Below are 17,066 nucleotides of genomic sequence, written 5' to 3' on the forward strand. Positions count from 1 at the left end.
CGGAGACCGCCGGTCGTGCCGGTCGCGCTAGCCCCGGCGGAGCGTGATCGTCGTCCAGGCGCCCACGTGGACCCGGTCGCCGTCCTGGAGCGGCACCGGCACGAAGGGCTGGATCGGCTCCTCGCCGCCGTTGACCGTCGTGCCGTTCGTCGAGTTCTGGTCGACGACCGCCCAGCTGCCGTCCGGCTGCTGCACCAGCACCGCGTGCTGGTGCGAGACGCCCGGGTCCTCCGGCGGTACGGCCAGATCGATGTCCGGGGTGTCGCCGGTGGAGTGCCGGCGGCGGCCGATGGTGATCTGGTTCCCGGTGAGCGCGCGCTGCTGCTCGGGCGAGTACGCGGGCAGGTTCAGGCCCGCGGCCTCGGGGCCGGAGCGCTGCATCATCGCCATGAAGTACTCGCGGTCCGGACCGATGGTCGCCGACCAGGTCGTCGGCTGCCGGGGCCGCTGCGGCTGCTGCGGGAAGCCCTGGCCGGGCGGGGCCTGGGTGGCGCCGGGCTGCGGGTAGCCGTAGCCGCCGCCCTGGGCCGGACCCGGGCCGTTCGGACCGCCTGGCCCGCCCGGTCCGCCCGGTCCTCCAGGGGCTCCCGGTCCGGTCGACGACGGCGGAGAGAGCACCCAGTCGTCGTCACCGCCGCCGAAGGCCGGGCCGCCCTGCTGCGGGCGGTTGGTCTCCTGCGGGAACGCGGGCGGGGCAGGGGGACCGGACTGGTAGCCCTGCGGCGCGCCGCCGGGGCCGCCGGGCGCGGGCGGGACCGGTCCGGGCGGAGGCGGGACCGGCCGCGACGGGTCAGCGCCGAAACCGGGCCGGGCGGGGGGACCCGAGGGGTTGTTGTGACCGGAGGGGTCGTTGTGACCACCGGGGCCACCGGGGCCACCGGGACGCTCGGGGCCGCCGGGACGCTCGGGGCCGCCGGGGCCACCGAAACCGCCAGGGCCACCGGGACGCTCGGGGCTGCCGAAACCGCCAGGGCCACCGGGCCCACCGGGACCGTTCTGCCCACCGGGCCCACCTGGCCCGTTCTGCCCACCTGGCCCGTTCTGCCCACCGGGACCACCGGGACCACCGGGGTTGTAGGGACCGCCGGGACCATGCGGACCGCCGGGGCCGCCCGCAGGACCGCCGGGACCGCCAACCGGCCCGCCGGGACCCCCGGGACCACCGGGACTCCCCGGGCCACCGCGCCCCGACGGGTCGCCGCCGAAGGGCGGGCCCGGGGGGATCGGTTCGGCGGGACGGTTCACCTGGGACGGGCGCGAGCCCTGGTAGTCGTACGAGTCACCGCCGCCGTACGACGGGCCCGCCGGCGGCTGCTGGAAGTGCGGCGCCGGACCGCCGGGCGCCGGCGGGCGCGGGGCGGCGGGGGTGTACGAGGTGGCGGTGTTGGTCAGGAAGTTCCACCGGCACTCCTCGCAGAACGGCGCACCGCCCTCACGCGGCGTGCGGCACTGCGGGCACAGCTGCGGCTCGCCGCCCGGACCACCGGGGCCGCCGCCGGGACCACCCGGGCCGCCGCCGGGACCACCCGGGCCACCGGGCGGCGGGAAGCCGTAGCCGCCGGGGGGCGGTGGCGGCGGAGGGGGCGGCACGGCACCGGCCATGCGGTGACCGCAGACCTCGCACCAGTCGTCGGAACCCGACTGGTGTCCGTTCGGGCAGGTCGGCATGTCGGAGCTTCCCTCTCTTGCGGGCGTGTCGCGCGGTGGTTGTCCTGCGTCACTTCTTCACACGAACAGTCTTGGTCGACCGGGTCTCGAGAGTCATCTCGTCGGCCTCCTCGACCTTCGCTTTCAGTCGCACAGTACCCGCAGCCGCGTCCACCACGTCCACCACCTTCGCGAGCAGTTTCGCCGTATCCGCGTTCCCGGAGACCCCGGCGAGCTGAACCGCGCGGCCCAGTTTCGCCGTTGCTCCGTCGATGTCTCCCGCTTTGCGCAGATCGAGCCCCTGCTGGATGGCTTGTGCCAGTTCGGCCTGCCCGGTGTAGTGGGCGACTTGGGGGTTGATCGACGTGGAAGCGACCATGTCGTCCGTCCACACGGCCCGTACGAGACCCTGCGCGCCGAGGTCCTGGACGCTGCCCCCGGGCTCCGGGATGACCAGGCGGACGCGGGCGGCCAGCATCTCCCGGCCGAGGTCGGCGGCCGGCACCCGCACGCAGACGTGGTAGTCACGGGACTCGTCGCCCCAGGAACCGGTGGGGTAGTCCCCGGCCCGCGGTCCCGCCCCGGTGCGGCGGTCGGTCAGCTCCTCGACCGTCGGGGCGACCTGCTTGACGAACTTCACCGTGGTGCCGACCGGGGTCCACAGGCGCAGCGCGACGTCCGCGACCTCCTTGCCCATGGCCGTCTCCATCATCCGCGTGAAGTCCGAGGCCAGGCCCACCGGGTCGGCGACGATGTCGGCGGTGCCGAGCAGGGCGGAGGCGATCCCTGTGACTTCTTTCACTTCCCAGTCGGTGCCCACGCCACGGGCGTCGCAGGTGAAACGCCCGGCACAGGCGTCGAGCGCCGTCCTGAGGTCCTCGGGCGACTCGTGTTCGTTACGGCCGTCGGTGAGCAGGATGCCGTGCCGGATGGCGACGTCCGCCGACGACAGCAGCCGGTCGGCCAGCCGGAGCCAGGTGCCGATGGCGGTGCCGCCGCCCGCGCCGAGTCCGCGCAGCGCCTGCTTGGCCTGCCCCCGGGTGGTGGCGTCGGCGACCGCGAGCCGGCCGCCGCCCGGGTAGACCTCCTTGGCCACATGGGTGCCGCCGACCACGGCGAAGTGCACGCCGTCGCGCAGGGTGTCGACCGCGGCGGCCGTGGCGTCGCGGGCGTTGCGCATCTTGGTCGGCGGGTAGTCCATCGAGCCCGAGCAGTCGACCATCAACACCACGGCGGCGGACGGGCCCTGTCCCGGCGAGTACAGGTGGGGCGCGGCGACCGCGGTCCCGATCGTGCCGCCGCCGGTCGCGGTGACCGTGACGATGGCGTTGACCTCACGGCCGCCCTCGGGCAGGTACTCGTTCTGGTAGACGTCCACCGCGAACTGCGGCACGTTCGACTTCGAGAAATTGGCCATGCCGGATCGCATCCCCCTCTACGTCCCCACAGCGGTGGGGGCCCTGACTGCCGCTGCGGACCGCCCCCTGCGGTCCGCGAGACCCCGCTCCTCGTCCGTGCCCGTGCGGAGGCCTCAGGCCGATCCTGCCCCCTGCGGCGGGGCCGGGAACGGCACGAGGGCCACTGTTACGTTGTCGTGGCCCCCGCCGTCCAGGGCGTGGCCGACCAGAACGCGGGCGCTGTGCAGCGGGCGGACGGCGGCGTCCAGGGGCATGGCCCCGGCCATCTCCTCGGCGGACTCCGCGTAGTTCCACAGGCCGTCCGTGCAGACCACGACCACACCGGGCCGGTCCGGCTTGAAGGACGCGGTGTGCGGCTCCAGTTCGTAGGCGTCGGCGCCCAGCCAGCCGGTGATCGCGTGGGCGCGCTCGTCGGCATAGGCCTCGGCCTCGCTCATCAGGCCCGCGGCGACCATCTGCGCGGCCCACGAGTCGTCCTCGGTGAGCCGGACGGGCGGGGCGGCGCGGTCGGCCGGCACCCAGTAGACGCGGCTGTCGCCGACCCAGCCGACGACCAGCAGACCGGCGGTGACCACGGCGCCGACCAGGGTGCAGGCGGGCGCGTTCTGGTGCGGGGCCTGCTGGCGGACGGTGGCGGGCTCGTCGGCCAGCGCGTTGACGGCGTGGGAGGCGGCCAGGATGGCGTCGTGCATGGCCTGTTGCGGGTGCGTGCCGCGCGGCAGGGCGCCGAGGAGCGACTCGCCGGCCGCCCGGGAGGCGGCGAGGGAGGCGTCGTCGGGGCGGGTCGCGGAGGACACGCCGTCGCAGACGATCGCCACGCTCGCGGGAGCGCCGTCGGGCAGCACGGTGCAGCCGACCGAGAACGCGTCCTCGTTGCGGTGGTGGCGCAGGCCGCGGTCGCTGACGGCGGCGACCGGGCCCGATTCCTGCTCCATGTGGTCGCGTTCGCGGGGCTGGGCGTGGCCGCAGTTCTCGCAGTAGCCGTCGTCGTCGACGCGGCCCGCACGGCAGGCCACGCACACCTTCTCGACCGCGCCCGGTGCGGCGGGCGCGGCCTGTTCGGCTTCGGCGGTCAGCCGTGGGTCGGGCGCCTGCAAGGGGTACTCGTCGGGTTCGCCCGGCCGGTCGAAGCGCACGCCCGGCGCGGGTACCCCAGCCGGAGCGGCGGGAGCGGCCGGAGCCGAAGGCGGTACCGCGGGCGGGGGCGACGGGGGCAGCGGGGAACCGCCCGAGTCGGTGCCCGGCAGCTCGGCCGCCGCGTGCACCGGGGCGGGGCGGCCGTGGCCGTCCGAGTCCCGGGCCGCGGGCCAGTCCGCGCCGTCCGGCGCGGGCGCCGGGGCGGGCACCGCGCCGTTGACGGCGAGGGCCGGGCTGTCCTCGGGCCGCGCCGGCACGACGGACAGGTCGTATCCGCAGGCACCGCAGAAACGGTCACCCGAATCGAGGGGTTCCTCGCAGCTCGGGCACTTCGGCACAGCGGCCTGCTGGGGCATCTGCGACATCAACTACACCCACGTCCGGGGGCGGTAACGATTGGCACGTTCCACCAGGTCGATCCTCTCCTCGCCGCCCCGCGCCAGCCGGGCCAGCGTGCGGTACGAGCGCTCCAGGCCGAAGCGCAGGGCGCGTTCGTCCAGGCCGCTGTCGAGCAGCGTCCGTCCCCCGGCGGCGGGAGGGACGGAACCCCGACCTCCGGAGAGTACCCAGTCGAGCGCGCAACCGAGGACCTCGGCCGACAGTTGCTCGCGCCGCGCCGGATCCAGACCGTACACGTCCAGCGCCTCGACCTGTCGCGCGGCGGCGACCAGATCGTCCAGGAACGCCAGGTCGCCCGGGGCCGCGGTGCGCCGCCGCAGCCGTGCCCGTACGGCCGCCACGCGCGCACCGGTGCAGTGGACGGACGACTCCGGCACCGACTCCAGCGTCCGTACGGCACCGGTCCGGTCGCCGCCGGCCAGCTGGACCCGGGCCAGCCCGAACGCCGCGCTGACATGGCTCGGGTCGGAGGACCACACCAGCCGGTAGTACTCGGCGGCGTTGTCGAGCTGCCCCAGCACCTCCGCGCACAGGGCCAGCGCCAGCTTGGGCGCGATCTCGCCGGGGAAGGCGTCGTAGACCGCGTCGAAGGCCAGCGCGGCGTCCTCGTGGGCGCCGGTCACCAGCGCGGCGAGACCGCGGTACCAGACCACCCGCCAGTCGTCGGGGTGCTCGCCCTCCAGCGTCTGCAGGGCCGCCAGCGCGCCGGACGCGTCGCCGTTCTCCAGCCGTGCCCGGACCTGCCGCAGCCGCGTCTCGGTCGACGGCACCGGCGCGGCGGCCAGCGCGGTCAGCAGCTCACCCGGCGCCGACGCCATGAGGCCCGCCAGGAAGCCCGCGTTGGGGTCGCCCACGTCGACCCGCGGGACCGGCAGCGCGAGCGCGGCCGTGGGCGCGTCGGCGGGCTTGACCAGACCGGAGGTCCCGACGTCCAGACCGCCGACCGAGCTCACGGCACCCGGCAGCGACGCGCTCGCGCCCCCCGGCCCCGGGCCCGTGCCGAGCGGCGGGGCGTGCGCGACGGTCCCGCCCGGCGCGCCCGGGGCCGGCCCGCTCCCGCCCGGCAGCGCGGGCGCGGGGCCCGCCCCGCCCGGCAGGGCCGCACCCGAGCCGCCCCGGCCCCTTCTCGTACGGGCCGCTCTGGCCCCCAGCCGGGACACCTCGCCGTCCAGCCGCGGGAACAACTCCGTGTCCGTCACGCGGACCTCGGGCCCGAACAGGGTGGAGACGGCGGGCCGGGCGCGGCCCGTCTGGAGCGAGACCACTTCGCGCAGCACACCCGTCAGCTGCTCCGCCATCTCCTGCGCGGAGGCGAACCTGCGGGCCGGATCGGGGTCCGTGGCACGCACCAGCAGCCGGTAGAACGACTCGTAGTGCCGGAAGACGTCGATGCTGTCGGGGACCGGCAGCGAGTCGGCGTAGACGGTGGTGTAGCCCTGGAAGTCGAACGACAGCACGGCGAGCGTGCGACCGACGGTGTACAGGTCGGACGCCACCGACGGGCCGACGTCGGCGACCTCGGGGGCCTGGTAGCCCACCGTGCCGTAGATGGCCGACTCGTCGTCGTCCATGCGGCGGACCGCGCCCATGTCGATGAGCTTGAGCTGGTCCTCGGTCTGGATGGCGTTGTCGACCTTGAAGTCGCAGTACAGCAGCTTGCGGCTGTGCAGGTGGCCGAGCGCCTCCAGCGCCTCGATGCCGTACGCGCAGGCCTGTTCGACCGGCAGCGGGTCGCGTCTGCCCGCGGGGGAGCGCCGGGCGTTGGCGATCTCCTTGAGCGACTTGCCGCCGACGTACTCCATGACGATGTAGCCGTCCAGGGAGCCGGTGCGCTGGTCGAGGTGCTCGACGAAGTTGTAGATCCGCACGATGTTGGCGTGCTCGATCTCGGCGAGGAAGCGCCGTTCGGAGATCGCCGCCGCCATCGCGTCCTGGTCGCCGGTGTCGAGCAGGCCCTTGAGGACCACCCAGCGGTCCGAGACCGCCTTGTCGACCGCGAGGTAGACCCAGCCGAGCCCGCCGTGCGCGAGACAGCCCACCACCTCGTACTGGCCGTGCACGACGTCACCGGCCGTCAGCTTGGGCACGAACGAGTAGGGGTGGCCGCACTTGGTGCAGAAGCCCTCCGTGCGGCCCGGCCGCTCCCCGCGCGCCCGCCCGACCGGTGCCCCGCAGTCCGAGCGCGAGCAGAACCGCTTGCGCTCGGGCACCTCGGGGTGGTCCATGACCATCTCCCGCGGGTCGGGCCGAGGCACCGCCGGTACCTCGACGAGACCGACGCCGAGGCGCCCGCGCCCGGTCGAACCTGCGCCCGAACCGGAGCTGCGCACCGACACCGAACGCCCCGTGGAACGGCCCGACACCGCCCGCGAGAGCCGCCCCGACACGGAGCGCCGGGACCTCGACGAGCGCGACGACCGCGAGGACGTACCCGCACTGCGGCCGCCGGAGTGGGCGCTCCCGCCGCGCGACGCACCGAGCGAACCGCGCGACCCGCGCCCGCGCGAACCCCGGCCCCCGGCTCCGGTGACGCCGGTCGGTGCCGAGCCGAGCGCGCCGCCCGCGGCGACGACCGGCGCGAGACCGCACGTGTCGCAGTACAGCTCGCCGCCGCCCATGTCCTCGTAGGTCCCGCCGCAGCCGGGGCGCTGACACGTCCGCCCTGCCTCGCTCATGACGCTGCCTCCCCCTTGTCGCTCATGCGCCGGGCCCCGTCCGGTCCACCGGCCCGCCCTGCCCGGGCACGCGCCGCGCGGTGCCGAGCAGTTCGGCCGCCGCGTGCTGGTAGCGCAGCACGGCCTGCTCGGCGACGCGCAGGTCGCAGGGCGCGCTCCACAGCATGCGGCGCGCCCTCTCGTACTTCTCGGCCAGCTCCGGGTCCTCGGCGTGACCCAGCCGGGCCATTTTCGCCTTGTACGCGTCGAGCCGGCCGCGCAGCTCGGCACGGACCGCGAGCGGCGCGGTGACCGCCGTCAACGACTCCCGGGCGCGCAGCAGTTCGTCCTCGGCCTTCTCCTCCAGGGACTCCAGAAGCGGCGACAGCCGGTGCCACTGGGCGTGCCTGCGGTACTCGGCGGCCGCCGCCAGCTGCTCCTGGAGCACGATCGGCGGTCCGCCGACGACCGGCACCTCCGTCGCGGCGATCTTCGCCAGCACCTCGCCCCGCGCGGTGCGGGCCTCGGCCAGCGTGCGGTCCGCACGGGAGAGCACGTCCCGCAGCCGCACGATCCGCTGCTCGGCGTCCTGGCGCACGGCCAGCACCGCGTCGATCTCGCGGCGCACCTCCTCCAGGGCACGCGCCTCCCGGTCGTACACCGTGGTGTCGGGACGGCCGCCGCCCGGTGCCGAACTGCCCTTGGCGGGCGACCAGAAGGCCAGCGGGTCGGACACCACCCGCTCGCGCAGCCGGGTCAGGGTGCGGGTGATCCGCTCCAGGTCGTCGCCTGCCGGGTGCTCGCCGGGGCGCACCCCCACCGAGTGCGCCAGCTCGCGGGTGCGCCGGAGCTCGGCGGCCAGTAAATCGATCCGGGCGGGCAGCGCCGACCACACCGCGTCGGCGGCGACCACCATGTCCAGCGAGGTGGCGTACAGCTCGTTCATCCGGTCCACCAGCGTCACCAGTGAGTACCGCTGGCTGAGCCGGCCCGGTCCGCCGTGCGCGGTGGACGCGCCGGCGGCGGCGCCGGCCACCGTGACGGCGTCGCCGCGCAGCAGCTCCGTCAGCTCCGCCAGGTCCTCGCGGCTCGACCAGCGGCGCCGGGAGCGGATCTCCCTGGCGGTGCGCAGCGCGCCCGTGTACGCGTCGAAGAAGGTCCACAGCAGCGTGATCGACGCCTCCGCTACCGCCCAGCGCTCGACGGTGACGCCCGTCAGCTCGGCGCCCTCGAGGAGTCTGCGGCCCGCGTGGTCCTGGAGGGCGAGGAGCGAGGTCTCGATCGCCTCGTGCTCCGCTCCGAGCCGCGCCAGCGCACGGTCCACCTCGTCCCGGTCCATCACCGGCCCGGTGGGTCCCGTGTCGCCCATCGATCACCTCTCGCTGTCGCGGACTTGCCTGTGCTCTTCACGTGCGGTGCGGCCGCCGGTCAGCTCCCGCGCAGGTACCGCGGGGTCGGTGGCCGCGACTTCGCCGCGTCGTCCATGGTCCTCGACAGCCACACGTCGTACGAGTGCTGCCACCCCTCGGCCGGGTCCGCCCGCCACTCCTCCAGGATCCGGTTGACCCGGCGTACCAGATCGTCGGCGTCCTTCTTCATCGCCACGCCGTAGTACTCGGTGGTGAAGGCGTCGCCCTTCAGCTCCACCGTCGGGTCCTGCGCTGCCTGGCTCGCGGCGAGGGCGCCGTCGGTGACCACCGCGTCGACCTCGCCGAGCTGGAGCCTTACCAGGCAGTCCAGTTGGCTGGGCACCGTGGTGCGGAGGTCGGCGCCGGCGGCGAGCGTGCCGTCCTCGCGGTCCCGCTCCAGCGTGCTCAGCGCCGTCGAACCCGCCGCCGTGCAGATCTTCTTGCCCGCCAGTGTGCCGTCGTACCCGGTGATGTCCGAGGACTTGGGCGCCAGCACCTGCTGGCCGGTCCTGAAGTAGGGCGCGGAGAACGCGACGTCCCGCAGCCGGTCGCAGTTGACGGTCATCGTGCGGACCACCATGTCGACCCGGCCGTCCTGGATCGCGGGGACCCGCTGGTCGGTCGGTATCGCCTTGAACTGCACGGCGTCCTCGTCGCCGAGGATGTCCTTCGCGATCCGGTGCGCCAGGTCGATGTCGAAGCCCTCCAGCGCGGCGCCACCGCCGCTGTTCGGGTCGCGGTAGCCCCAGCGGTAGCTGTTCTGGTCGACCCCGACGATCAGCTTGCGCTTCTCGCCCTCGCGGGCGCGGATCTCGTCGATGGCGGGGCCGTCGTCCCCGGACGGGGAGAGGGTCTGCTTCTCCGGGTCCGTGCAGTCCCGCGCGGCCCGCGCCTGGCCGCCGTGGGCGACGCCGTGGGCGCCGTCGTCCGTACCGCCGCCGCCCTCGCCGTGGGAGTGGACCACCGGCAGGAGCAGGGCCGACAGCACCGCGAGTACGCAGGCGAACGCCATCGCCCCGACACCGCCCCAGCCCCTCAGACCGGTCCGCAACCGTCCCGCACGCATCCTCACGTCCCCTTCCACGGGTACCGCCCCTTCCCACCGGCCCGCCGGGCCCGTACCCCGCATCACCGGTACTCCGACAGCCTGCGGCCGATGCCCACCAGCGCTCCGGCGGCCCCCAGCGCGGCGAGCACACCGGCGCCCTGCGGCAGGTACGCCATCGCGCCCAGGCCGTCGTCCGCCGCCCGCTCGAACTCCTCCTCCTCGTGTCCGAGCGCGGTGGCGAGCGCGTCGTCGACGCCGTCGAAGCACTCGACCGTGGCGCCGTCGCCGCCGATCACCAGGTCGAGCGCCTGCTGGTAGTTGCCGTTCTCGTCCTGCTCACGGGCCGAGGTGTGACGCCTCTTCCACTCCGTCATGTTGCCGTTCGCCGTGCCGACCGGCTGCTCGCCCGCCCGGTCGTCGGCGAGCCGCCCCGCCTCGGCCAGGGCCTTGCCGAGGGCGTCCATGTTCTTCCCGAAGGCCAGGTCGTAGGAGTCGTACGTCTTGTCGTCCACCTTGGTGGTCTCCGCGCCGCGGGAGACCAGGGTGAGGTTCTCGTTGCCCCGGGCCTTGAGGGAGGCGATGCGGGCCTCGTTCAGCGCGTTGAGGGAGCGCACGCCGTGCTCGTAGGAGTCGGTCAGGTTCGACCGCGCGACGCTGTGGCCGACGACCAGCCAGAGCAGCACGATCGCTGAGGCGGTCGTCGCGGCGACCAGACCGTGGTTCAGGACGCGGTTGGTGCGCCGGTAGTTGCGGTGCTGGGCCCAGGCCAGCGCGGCGAGCAGGGCGACGCCGAGGGCGATGGCGGCCCAGGGGTAGGGCTTGGCGTCGCCGTAGTCGGCGCTCAGCCGCTGGTTCTCCTTCTTGTAGAGGTCCTCCGCCGCCGGGAGCATCTCCTTCTGCATCTTCTCGTTGGCGTAGCGCAGATAGGCGCCGCCGACGGGGAAGCCCTGCCGGTTGTAGGTGCGGGCCCGCTCGACCAGGCCCTTGTACTCCGGCAGCAGGCGGTTGAGCCTGGTGATGGTCGTCGCCGCCGGCGACCTGGGCTCGGAGTTGGCGGCGGCCGTCACGAGCCCCTCGGCGGCCGCGCGGATACCGTGGTCGTACCGCGCGCGGGAGTTCTCCGTCTCCTGGCCGCCGGCGAGGAAGCCGCTGGAGGCCGCGGTGTTGGCCTCGGCGAGGGAGCGGTAGATGTCGGCCGCGGCGGAGCTGAGCGGCTGGCTGCGGGTCAGCACGTCGTCGGCCGCCACGGACCGCTCGTTCATCTGCCAGGCGGTGACCGTGCCGAAGGCGACGACGAGCACGGCGAGCAGCGCGCCGATGATGCGCAGCCGCCCCGGCTCGGTGCCCGCCGCCGCGCGCACCCGGTCCACGCCCTCGGCGAAGGCGGTGCGGCGCGGCGCCGGGGGCACGGGCGTGGGAGTGGGCGGCGGGGGAGCGGCGAGCGCGCCGGCCGAGCGCTGCCCCGGCAGCGGCCCGGAGCGCGCCGGTACGGCGGGCGGGGCGGGCACGCCCGTGCCCGGCGGCGGCCCCGCGCTGCCTTTCGGCGGTTGAGTCACTGCTGACCTCCCCCATGGTCATCCGTCGCCGCAAGTATCGCTGCCCGCACCGACCTTCGCACCGGCCTTCCCCCGATCTCGGTGCGTCCCCCGGCGCCACGCACCACCCCTGCCCATGAATACGCCAGGGGATGCGGTCCGGTTCCCCCGCCCGCACCCGGGCCGCCCGCACCCCGGACGCTACGGGTGGCGCGGGGCACGGGCGGCACGGGGGCGCGGGCGACATGGAGGGACGGATGGTACGGGCGCCTGGGACGCCTGTGCCTGGGGCGCCTGGGACGCCTGTGCCTGGGGCGCCTGGGACGCCTGTGCCTGGGACGCCTGGGACGCCTGTGCCTGGGGCGCCTGGGGCGCCTGGGACGGCTCAGCCGGTGAAGTGCTCCCGCGCTCGCGCATGGGCCCCCGGGGCCGCGTCCACGTGGTCGAGACCCAGCAGCACCGCGCCCAGTACGGGCCGGGCCGTCACCACCCGGGGGACCGCCTTGGGGGCACGGGCCGCCAGCAGTTCCCGTATCCGGTCGTCGAGCCGCGGGTGCCGTGCCGCCAGCACGCTGCCGCCCAGCAGGACCGGCGCGGGTTCGGCCAGCAGGTCGAGGCGGGTCAGCGCGACGGTGGCCATGGCCACCACCTCGTCGGCCTGCCGGTCCACGATCGACCGCGCGAGCGGGTCGCCGCCGGCCGCCGTGGCGAACAGCACGGGGGTCAGCTCGTGCCGCCGTACGGGCTCGACGTGCCGCAGGTGCAGGGCCGCGATGAGGGCGTACATCGAGTCGAGGCCGAAGTGGGCCGGCAGGGTGCGGGCCAGTTCCGTGGGCCCGCCGCGGCCGTCCTCCGCCCGTGCCGCGTGCCACAGCGCCTCCTCGGCCAGCCCCCAGCCGCCGCCCCAGTCGCCGGAGATGCGGCCGACGGCCGGGAAACGGGCGGTGCGGCCGTCGGGACGCATGCCCACGCAGTTGACGCCCGCCCCGCACACGACGGCGACGCCGAGCGGCTCGGAGACGCCGGCCCGCAGGATCGCGAACGTGTCGTTGCGTACGTCGACACTCGCCCCCCACGCGCGCGCGTGCAGCGAGGCGGCCAGCTGCTCCTCCTCCACGGGCAGGTCGGCGTTGGCCAGGCACGCCGACACGTGGTCGACGGAGGTGACGCCCGCCGCCCCGAAGGCCCGCGTCACCGCCTCCGCCAGGGCGTCCACGGCCCGCTCGACGCCGACGGCCGGCGGGCGGAAGGCGCCGCCCCGGGCCGTGGCGAGGACCTCCCCGTCGGCCGCCACCACGGCCACGTCGGTCTTGCTGTTGCCCGCGTCGACGGCGAGCAGGCTTGCGGTCAGGCCCACGCCAGGTGCTCCCGGTTGTGTGCGATCAGCCGGTCGGTGAGCTGCTCCGCGTACGTGTACTGGCCGACCAGGGGGTGGGCGAGCAGCGCCCGCAGCACCCGGTCCCGGCCACCGCGCAGGGCCGCGTCCAGGGCCAGGTCCTCGTACGCCGTCACGTTCGCCATGAGCCCCGCGTACAGCGGGTCCACGGTCGCCACCGGCAGCGGGGCGGCGCCCCTGCCGCCCACCGCCGCGGGCACCTCGATCACCGCGTCGTCCGGGAGGAAGGGCAGCGTGCCCCGGTTGGAGGTGTTCACCACCTGGTACGGGGAGCCCGCGCCGCCGAGCAGGGCGGCGGCGAGGTCCACGGCCGCCTCCGAGTAGTAGGCGCCGCCGCGCTCGGCGAGCAGCGCGGGCTTCTCGTCCAGGGCCGGGTCGCCGTACATCTCCAGCAGTCGCCGCTCCATCCCGGCCACCTCGGCGGCCCGGGACGGCTTGGTGCGCAGTTCGTCGACGACCTCGTCGTGGGCGTAGTAGTAGCGCAGGTAGTAGGACGGGACGACGCCCAGGCGGTCCAGGAGGGGCCGGGGCAGGCGGAGGTCGGCGGCGACCGTGTCGCCGTGCTCGGCCAGCAGGCGGGGCAGGACGTCCTCGCCACCGGGGCCGCCGAGCCGGACGCCGGTCTCCCAGGTGAGGTGGTTGAGGCCCACGTGGTCCAGGTGGACGTCGGCGGGCGCCACCCCGAGCAGCGCGGCGAACTTGCGCTGCAGCCCGATCGCCACGTTGCACAGTCCGACCGCCCGGTGCCCGGCCTGGAGCAGGGCACGGGTCACGATGCCGACCGGGTTGGTGAAGTCGACGATCCAGGCGTCCGGGTTGGCGCGGCGGACCCGCTCGGCGATGTCCAGCACCACCGGCACCGTGCGCAGCGCCTTGGCGAGACCGCCCGCGCCGGTCGTCTCCTGGCCGACGCAGCCGCACTCCAGCGGCCAGGTCTCGTCCCGCTGCCTGGCGGCCTGGCCGCCGACGCGCAGCTGGAGCAGGACCGCGTCGGCGCCGTCGACGGCCGCGTCCAGGTCGGAGGTGGTGACGATCCGGCCGTCGTGCCCCTGCCTGGCGAAGATGCGGCGGGCGAGGCCGCCCACCAACTCCAGCCGGTCCGCCGCCGGATCGACCAGGACCAGCTCCTCGACGGGCAGCGTGTCCCGCAGCCGGGCGAATCCGTCGATCAGTTCGGGCGTGTAGGTCGAACCGCCGCCGACCACGGTGAGTTTCATGCAGTCATCAACCCTTTACTCCGGTCAGTGTGACGCCCTCGACGAACGCCTTCTGCGCGAAGAAGAACACGAGGATCACAGGGGCCATGACCAGCACGGTCGCGGCCATGGTCAGGTTCCAGTCGGTGTGGTGGGCGCCCTTGAAGGACTCCAGGCCGTAGGAGAGCGTCCAGGCGGCGGGGTTCTCGGAGGCGTAGACCTGGGGGCCGAAGTAGTCGTTCCAGGCGTAGAAGAACTGGAAGAGGGCCACCGCCGCGATGCCCGGCCTGGCCATCGGCAGAACGACCTTCAGCAGGGTGCGCAGCTCCCCGCAGCCGTCGACCCTCGCCGCGTCCAGGTACTCGTCCGGGATGGTGAGCAGGAACTGGCGCAGCAGGAAGATGGAGAACGCGTCGCCGAAGGCCATCGGGATGATCAGCGGCCACAGGGTGCCCGACAGGTCGAGCTGCTTCGCCCAGAAGAGGTACATCGGGATGATGATCACCTGTGGGGGCAGCATCATCGTCGAGATCACCAGCATCAGGGACAGATGCCGGCCCCGGAAGCGGAACTTCGCCAGCGCGTACGCCACCGGGATCGACGAGGCCACGGTCAGGACGGTGCCCAGACCGGCGTAGAGCAGTGTGTTCTTCCACCAGGTCAGGAAGCCGGGTGTGTCCAGGACCGCCCGGTAGTTGCCCCACTCCCAGGTGTGCGGCCACAGGTCGCGGGTGAGGGCCTGCTGGTCGCTCATCAGCGAGGTGAGGACGACGAACACGAACGGCAGCGTGAAGAAGAGGGCGGCGGCCACGCCCAGGGAGTGGACGGCGATCCACTCCAGCAGGACGCGCCGGCGGGCGGTGCGCTCCTCGGTGGGCGGTGTGCCGGCCGCCACGGGCCGGTCCAGTACCCGGGTCATCGGTCACCTGCCTGGATCAGACCGCCCCGGCGGCGCATCAGCAGCGCCGTGAACGCCATGGCCAGCGCGAACAGCACGAGGGCGACCACACAGGCGGAGCCGTAGTCGAAGCGCTGGAAGCCGAGGTTGTAGACGAGTTGGGGGAGGGTGAGGGTTGACTTGTCGGGATAGCCCGGTTCGAAGGACTGACCGGAGCCGCCGATGATCCCGGAGGCGACCTTCCCGGCGACCAGCGGCTGCGTGTAGTACTGCATGGTCTGGATCACGCCTGTGACCACGGCGAACAGCACGATGGGCGAGATGTTCGGCAGCGTCACGAACCGGAACCGCTGCCAGGCCGACGCCCCGTCCAGCTCGGCCGCCTCGTACTGCTCCTTCGGCACGTCGAGCAGGGCGGCCATGAAGATCACCATCAGGTCGCCCACGCCCCACACCGCGAGCGCGGTCAGCGCCGGCTTGGACCAGGCGGAGTCCGTGAACCAGCCGGGCGCCGGTGCGCCCAGGCCCTCCAGGACGGAGTTGACCGGTCCGGTGCCGGGATTGAGGAGGAAGACGAAGGCCAGCGTCGCGGCGACGGGCGGGGCGAGACAGGGCAGGTAGAACAGCGTGCGGAAGACTCCGGCCCCCGTCCTGATCTTCGTGATGAGCAGGCCGATCCCGAGTCCGAACACCACCCGGCAGGTCACCATCACGCCGACCAGCCACAGGGTGTTGCGCAGGGCCGGCCAGAACAGCGGGTAGTCCTGGAAGACGTACGTCCAGTTCTCCGGGCCCCGGAACTCCGGGACACCGAAGCCGTCGTACTTCATCAGTGAGAAGTACACGGTGGACACCAGGGGGTAGGCGAAGAAGACGCCGAACCCGACGAGCCACGGTGACATGAAGGCCACCGTCCGAAGCGCCGAGGACCGGCGCTTCGCGCGGAGCGTGTTGGTGCTCATGGCTGCCATGGACCTCATCGACCGCTACTTCGCCTGCTCGATGTCGCGGTCGATCTGCTCGGCGGTCTCGCGCAGACCGGCCTCGAGGTCCGTCGCCTTGCCCGACTCGTACCGGTAGCCGAAGTCCTGGAGCGTCAGCTGGTACGTGGCGCCGTTGACGGAGGCCGGCGGGGAGTTCGACTCGGGATGCCGGGCGATGTCCAGGAAGGTCTTGAACGCCGGGTCGGTCTTCAGGCCGGGCGACTTGAGGGCGGGGAAGGTGGAGGGCACGTTGTGGATGGCGTTGGCGAAGGCGACGACGGCCTCGGTGTCGGTCGTCATGTACTTCACCAGTTCCCACGCGGCGTTCCGCTTCTTGCTCTGCGGGGCGATGCCCATGACCGTGCCCGACAGGAAGCCCTTGCCGTACTCGGCGACCTCGTCGTCGGCGACGGGCATCGGCGCGGTGCCGATCTCGAAGTCCGCACCGGCGTCCTTCGCCATGCCGAGCCGCCATTCGCCGTCCAGCTGCATGGCCACCTGGCCGGTCTGGAAGGGGTGCTCGGCGCCCCACTCGTCGCCGAAGGTGTTGCGGTACTTCTCCAGCTTCGCGAAGCCGCCGAGGTCGTCGACCAGCTTCTTCTGGTACGTGAACATCTCCGCGAACGCCGGGTCCTCGGCGACGGCGGACTTGCCGTCCGCGTCGAAGTAGGCGTGGTCCCACTGGGACATGTAGTGGTCGACGACCGTCTCGTAGCCGTGGTAGTTCGGCATGAAGCCGAGCTGCTGGTACCCGTCGCCCCTGGGTTTCGTCAGCTTCTTCGCCACCTCGGCGAACCGGGACCAGGTCTTGGGCGGCGCCTCGATGCCCGCCGCCTCGAAGGCGTCCTTGTTGTAGTAGAGGCCGTAGGCGTCACCGAGCAGGGGCAGGGCGCAGCGCGTCCCGTCGAACTGCGTGTACTCCAGCATCGGCTTCGGGATGAGCGCGTCCAGGTCGAGCCTCGACTTCTCGATGAACGGCTTCAGGTCGAGGAAGGCGCCCGAGGAGCAGAACTTGCCGATGTTGGAGGTGGTGAACGAGGACACCACGTCGGGGCCGTTCGAACCGCCCGCGCGCAGGGCCTGGTTGAGCTTGTCGTCGTTGATGTTGCCGACGACCTTGACCTCGATGTTGGGGTGCGCCTTCTCGAAACGGTCCACGTTGGCCTGGACGGCCTCGACCTCGGCGGGCGCGCTCCAGCCGTGCCAGAAGGTGATGGTCGTCTCGGCGTTCGGGTCGTCGGAGGCGCCGGTCTCGGACTGACCGGTGCAGGCGGTGGCGAGCAGGGCGAGGGAGGCGGAGGTGGCGACCGCGAGGACCGCGTTTCTGGACATTCCGGGCATGTCGA

The 17,066-nt window shown here is 73.7% G+C and carries 12 protein-coding genes; all 12 read right to left on the reverse strand.

What is annotated here, in order from left to right:
* Window positions 1-27: 27 nt before the first annotated feature.
* The 12 genes from ACGFYH_RS00085 to ACGFYH_RS00140 all read right to left on the reverse strand — a co-directional run bounded on the left by ACGFYH_RS00085 (window position 28) and on the right by ACGFYH_RS00140 (window position 17,061).
* Entirely contained in the window at window positions 28-1,668 is a 1,641-nt protein-coding gene (locus ACGFYH_RS00085) for an FHA domain-containing protein (RefSeq protein ID WP_393800845.1), read from the reverse strand.
* A gap of 49 nt (window positions 1,669-1,717) precedes the next feature.
* Window positions 1,718-3,064, reverse strand: a complete 1,347-nt coding sequence (locus tag ACGFYH_RS00090) for a VWA domain-containing protein (protein WP_393800846.1) — start codon at window positions 3,062-3,064, stop codon at window positions 1,718-1,720.
* A gap of 114 nt (window positions 3,065-3,178) precedes the next feature.
* The gene (locus ACGFYH_RS00095; protein WP_393800847.1) at window positions 3,179-4,567 is read right to left on the reverse strand and encodes a PP2C family serine/threonine-protein phosphatase; all 1,389 of its coding nucleotides are present in this window, start codon (window positions 4,565-4,567) and stop codon (window positions 3,179-3,181) included.
* A gap of 3 nt (window positions 4,568-4,570) precedes the next feature.
* Window positions 4,571-7,276, reverse strand: coding sequence for a tetratricopeptide repeat protein (locus ACGFYH_RS00100; RefSeq protein WP_393800848.1), 2,706 nt, complete (start codon window positions 7,274-7,276; stop codon window positions 4,571-4,573).
* Window positions 7,277-7,298: 22 nt separating this feature from the next.
* On the reverse strand, window positions 7,299-8,624 hold the full coding sequence (locus tag ACGFYH_RS00105) for a hypothetical protein (protein ID WP_393800849.1): 1,326 nt from the start codon (window positions 8,622-8,624) through the stop codon (window positions 7,299-7,301).
* Window positions 8,625-8,683: 59 nt separating this feature from the next.
* Window positions 8,684-9,730: a glutamate ABC transporter substrate-binding protein gene (locus ACGFYH_RS00110; RefSeq protein WP_393801495.1), complete on the reverse strand. Its 1,047-nt coding sequence runs from the start codon at window positions 9,728-9,730 to the stop codon at window positions 8,684-8,686.
* Window positions 9,731-9,792: 62 nt separating this feature from the next.
* Complete coding sequence (locus ACGFYH_RS00115; RefSeq protein WP_393800850.1) at window positions 9,793-11,268, reverse strand: hypothetical protein; 1,476 nt, start codon at window positions 11,266-11,268, stop codon at window positions 9,793-9,795.
* Window positions 11,269-11,632: 364 nt separating this feature from the next.
* On the reverse strand, window positions 11,633-12,604 hold the full coding sequence (locus ACGFYH_RS00120) for an N-acetylglucosamine kinase (protein ID WP_393800851.1): 972 nt from the start codon (window positions 12,602-12,604) through the stop codon (window positions 11,633-11,635).
* Window positions 12,595-13,860 (reverse strand): 6-phospho-beta-glucosidase, encoded by a 1,266-nt coding sequence (locus ACGFYH_RS00125; RefSeq protein ID WP_393800852.1) that lies wholly within the window; start codon window positions 13,858-13,860, stop codon window positions 12,595-12,597. The genes ACGFYH_RS00120 and ACGFYH_RS00125 overlap by 10 nt, the downstream gene beginning before the upstream one ends.
* A gap of 7 nt (window positions 13,861-13,867) precedes the next feature.
* Window positions 13,868-14,758, reverse strand: coding sequence for a carbohydrate ABC transporter permease (locus ACGFYH_RS00130; RefSeq protein WP_393800853.1), 891 nt, complete (start codon window positions 14,756-14,758; stop codon window positions 13,868-13,870).
* Window positions 14,755-15,699 (reverse strand): carbohydrate ABC transporter permease, encoded by a 945-nt coding sequence (locus ACGFYH_RS00135; RefSeq protein WP_393800854.1) that lies wholly within the window; start codon window positions 15,697-15,699, stop codon window positions 14,755-14,757. Before ACGFYH_RS00135 ends, ACGFYH_RS00130 begins: the two co-directional genes overlap by 4 nt.
* 24 nt (window positions 15,700-15,723) lie before the next feature.
* Window positions 15,724-17,061 (reverse strand): ABC transporter substrate-binding protein, encoded by a 1,338-nt coding sequence (locus tag ACGFYH_RS00140; RefSeq protein WP_393800855.1) that lies wholly within the window; start codon window positions 17,059-17,061, stop codon window positions 15,724-15,726.
* Window positions 17,062-17,066: the final 5 nt, after the last annotated feature.

Origin of the sequence: Streptomyces sp. NPDC048392, from assembly GCF_043200575.1 — a bacterium.
GTDB lineage: Bacteria > Actinomycetota > Actinomycetes > Streptomycetales > Streptomycetaceae > Streptomyces.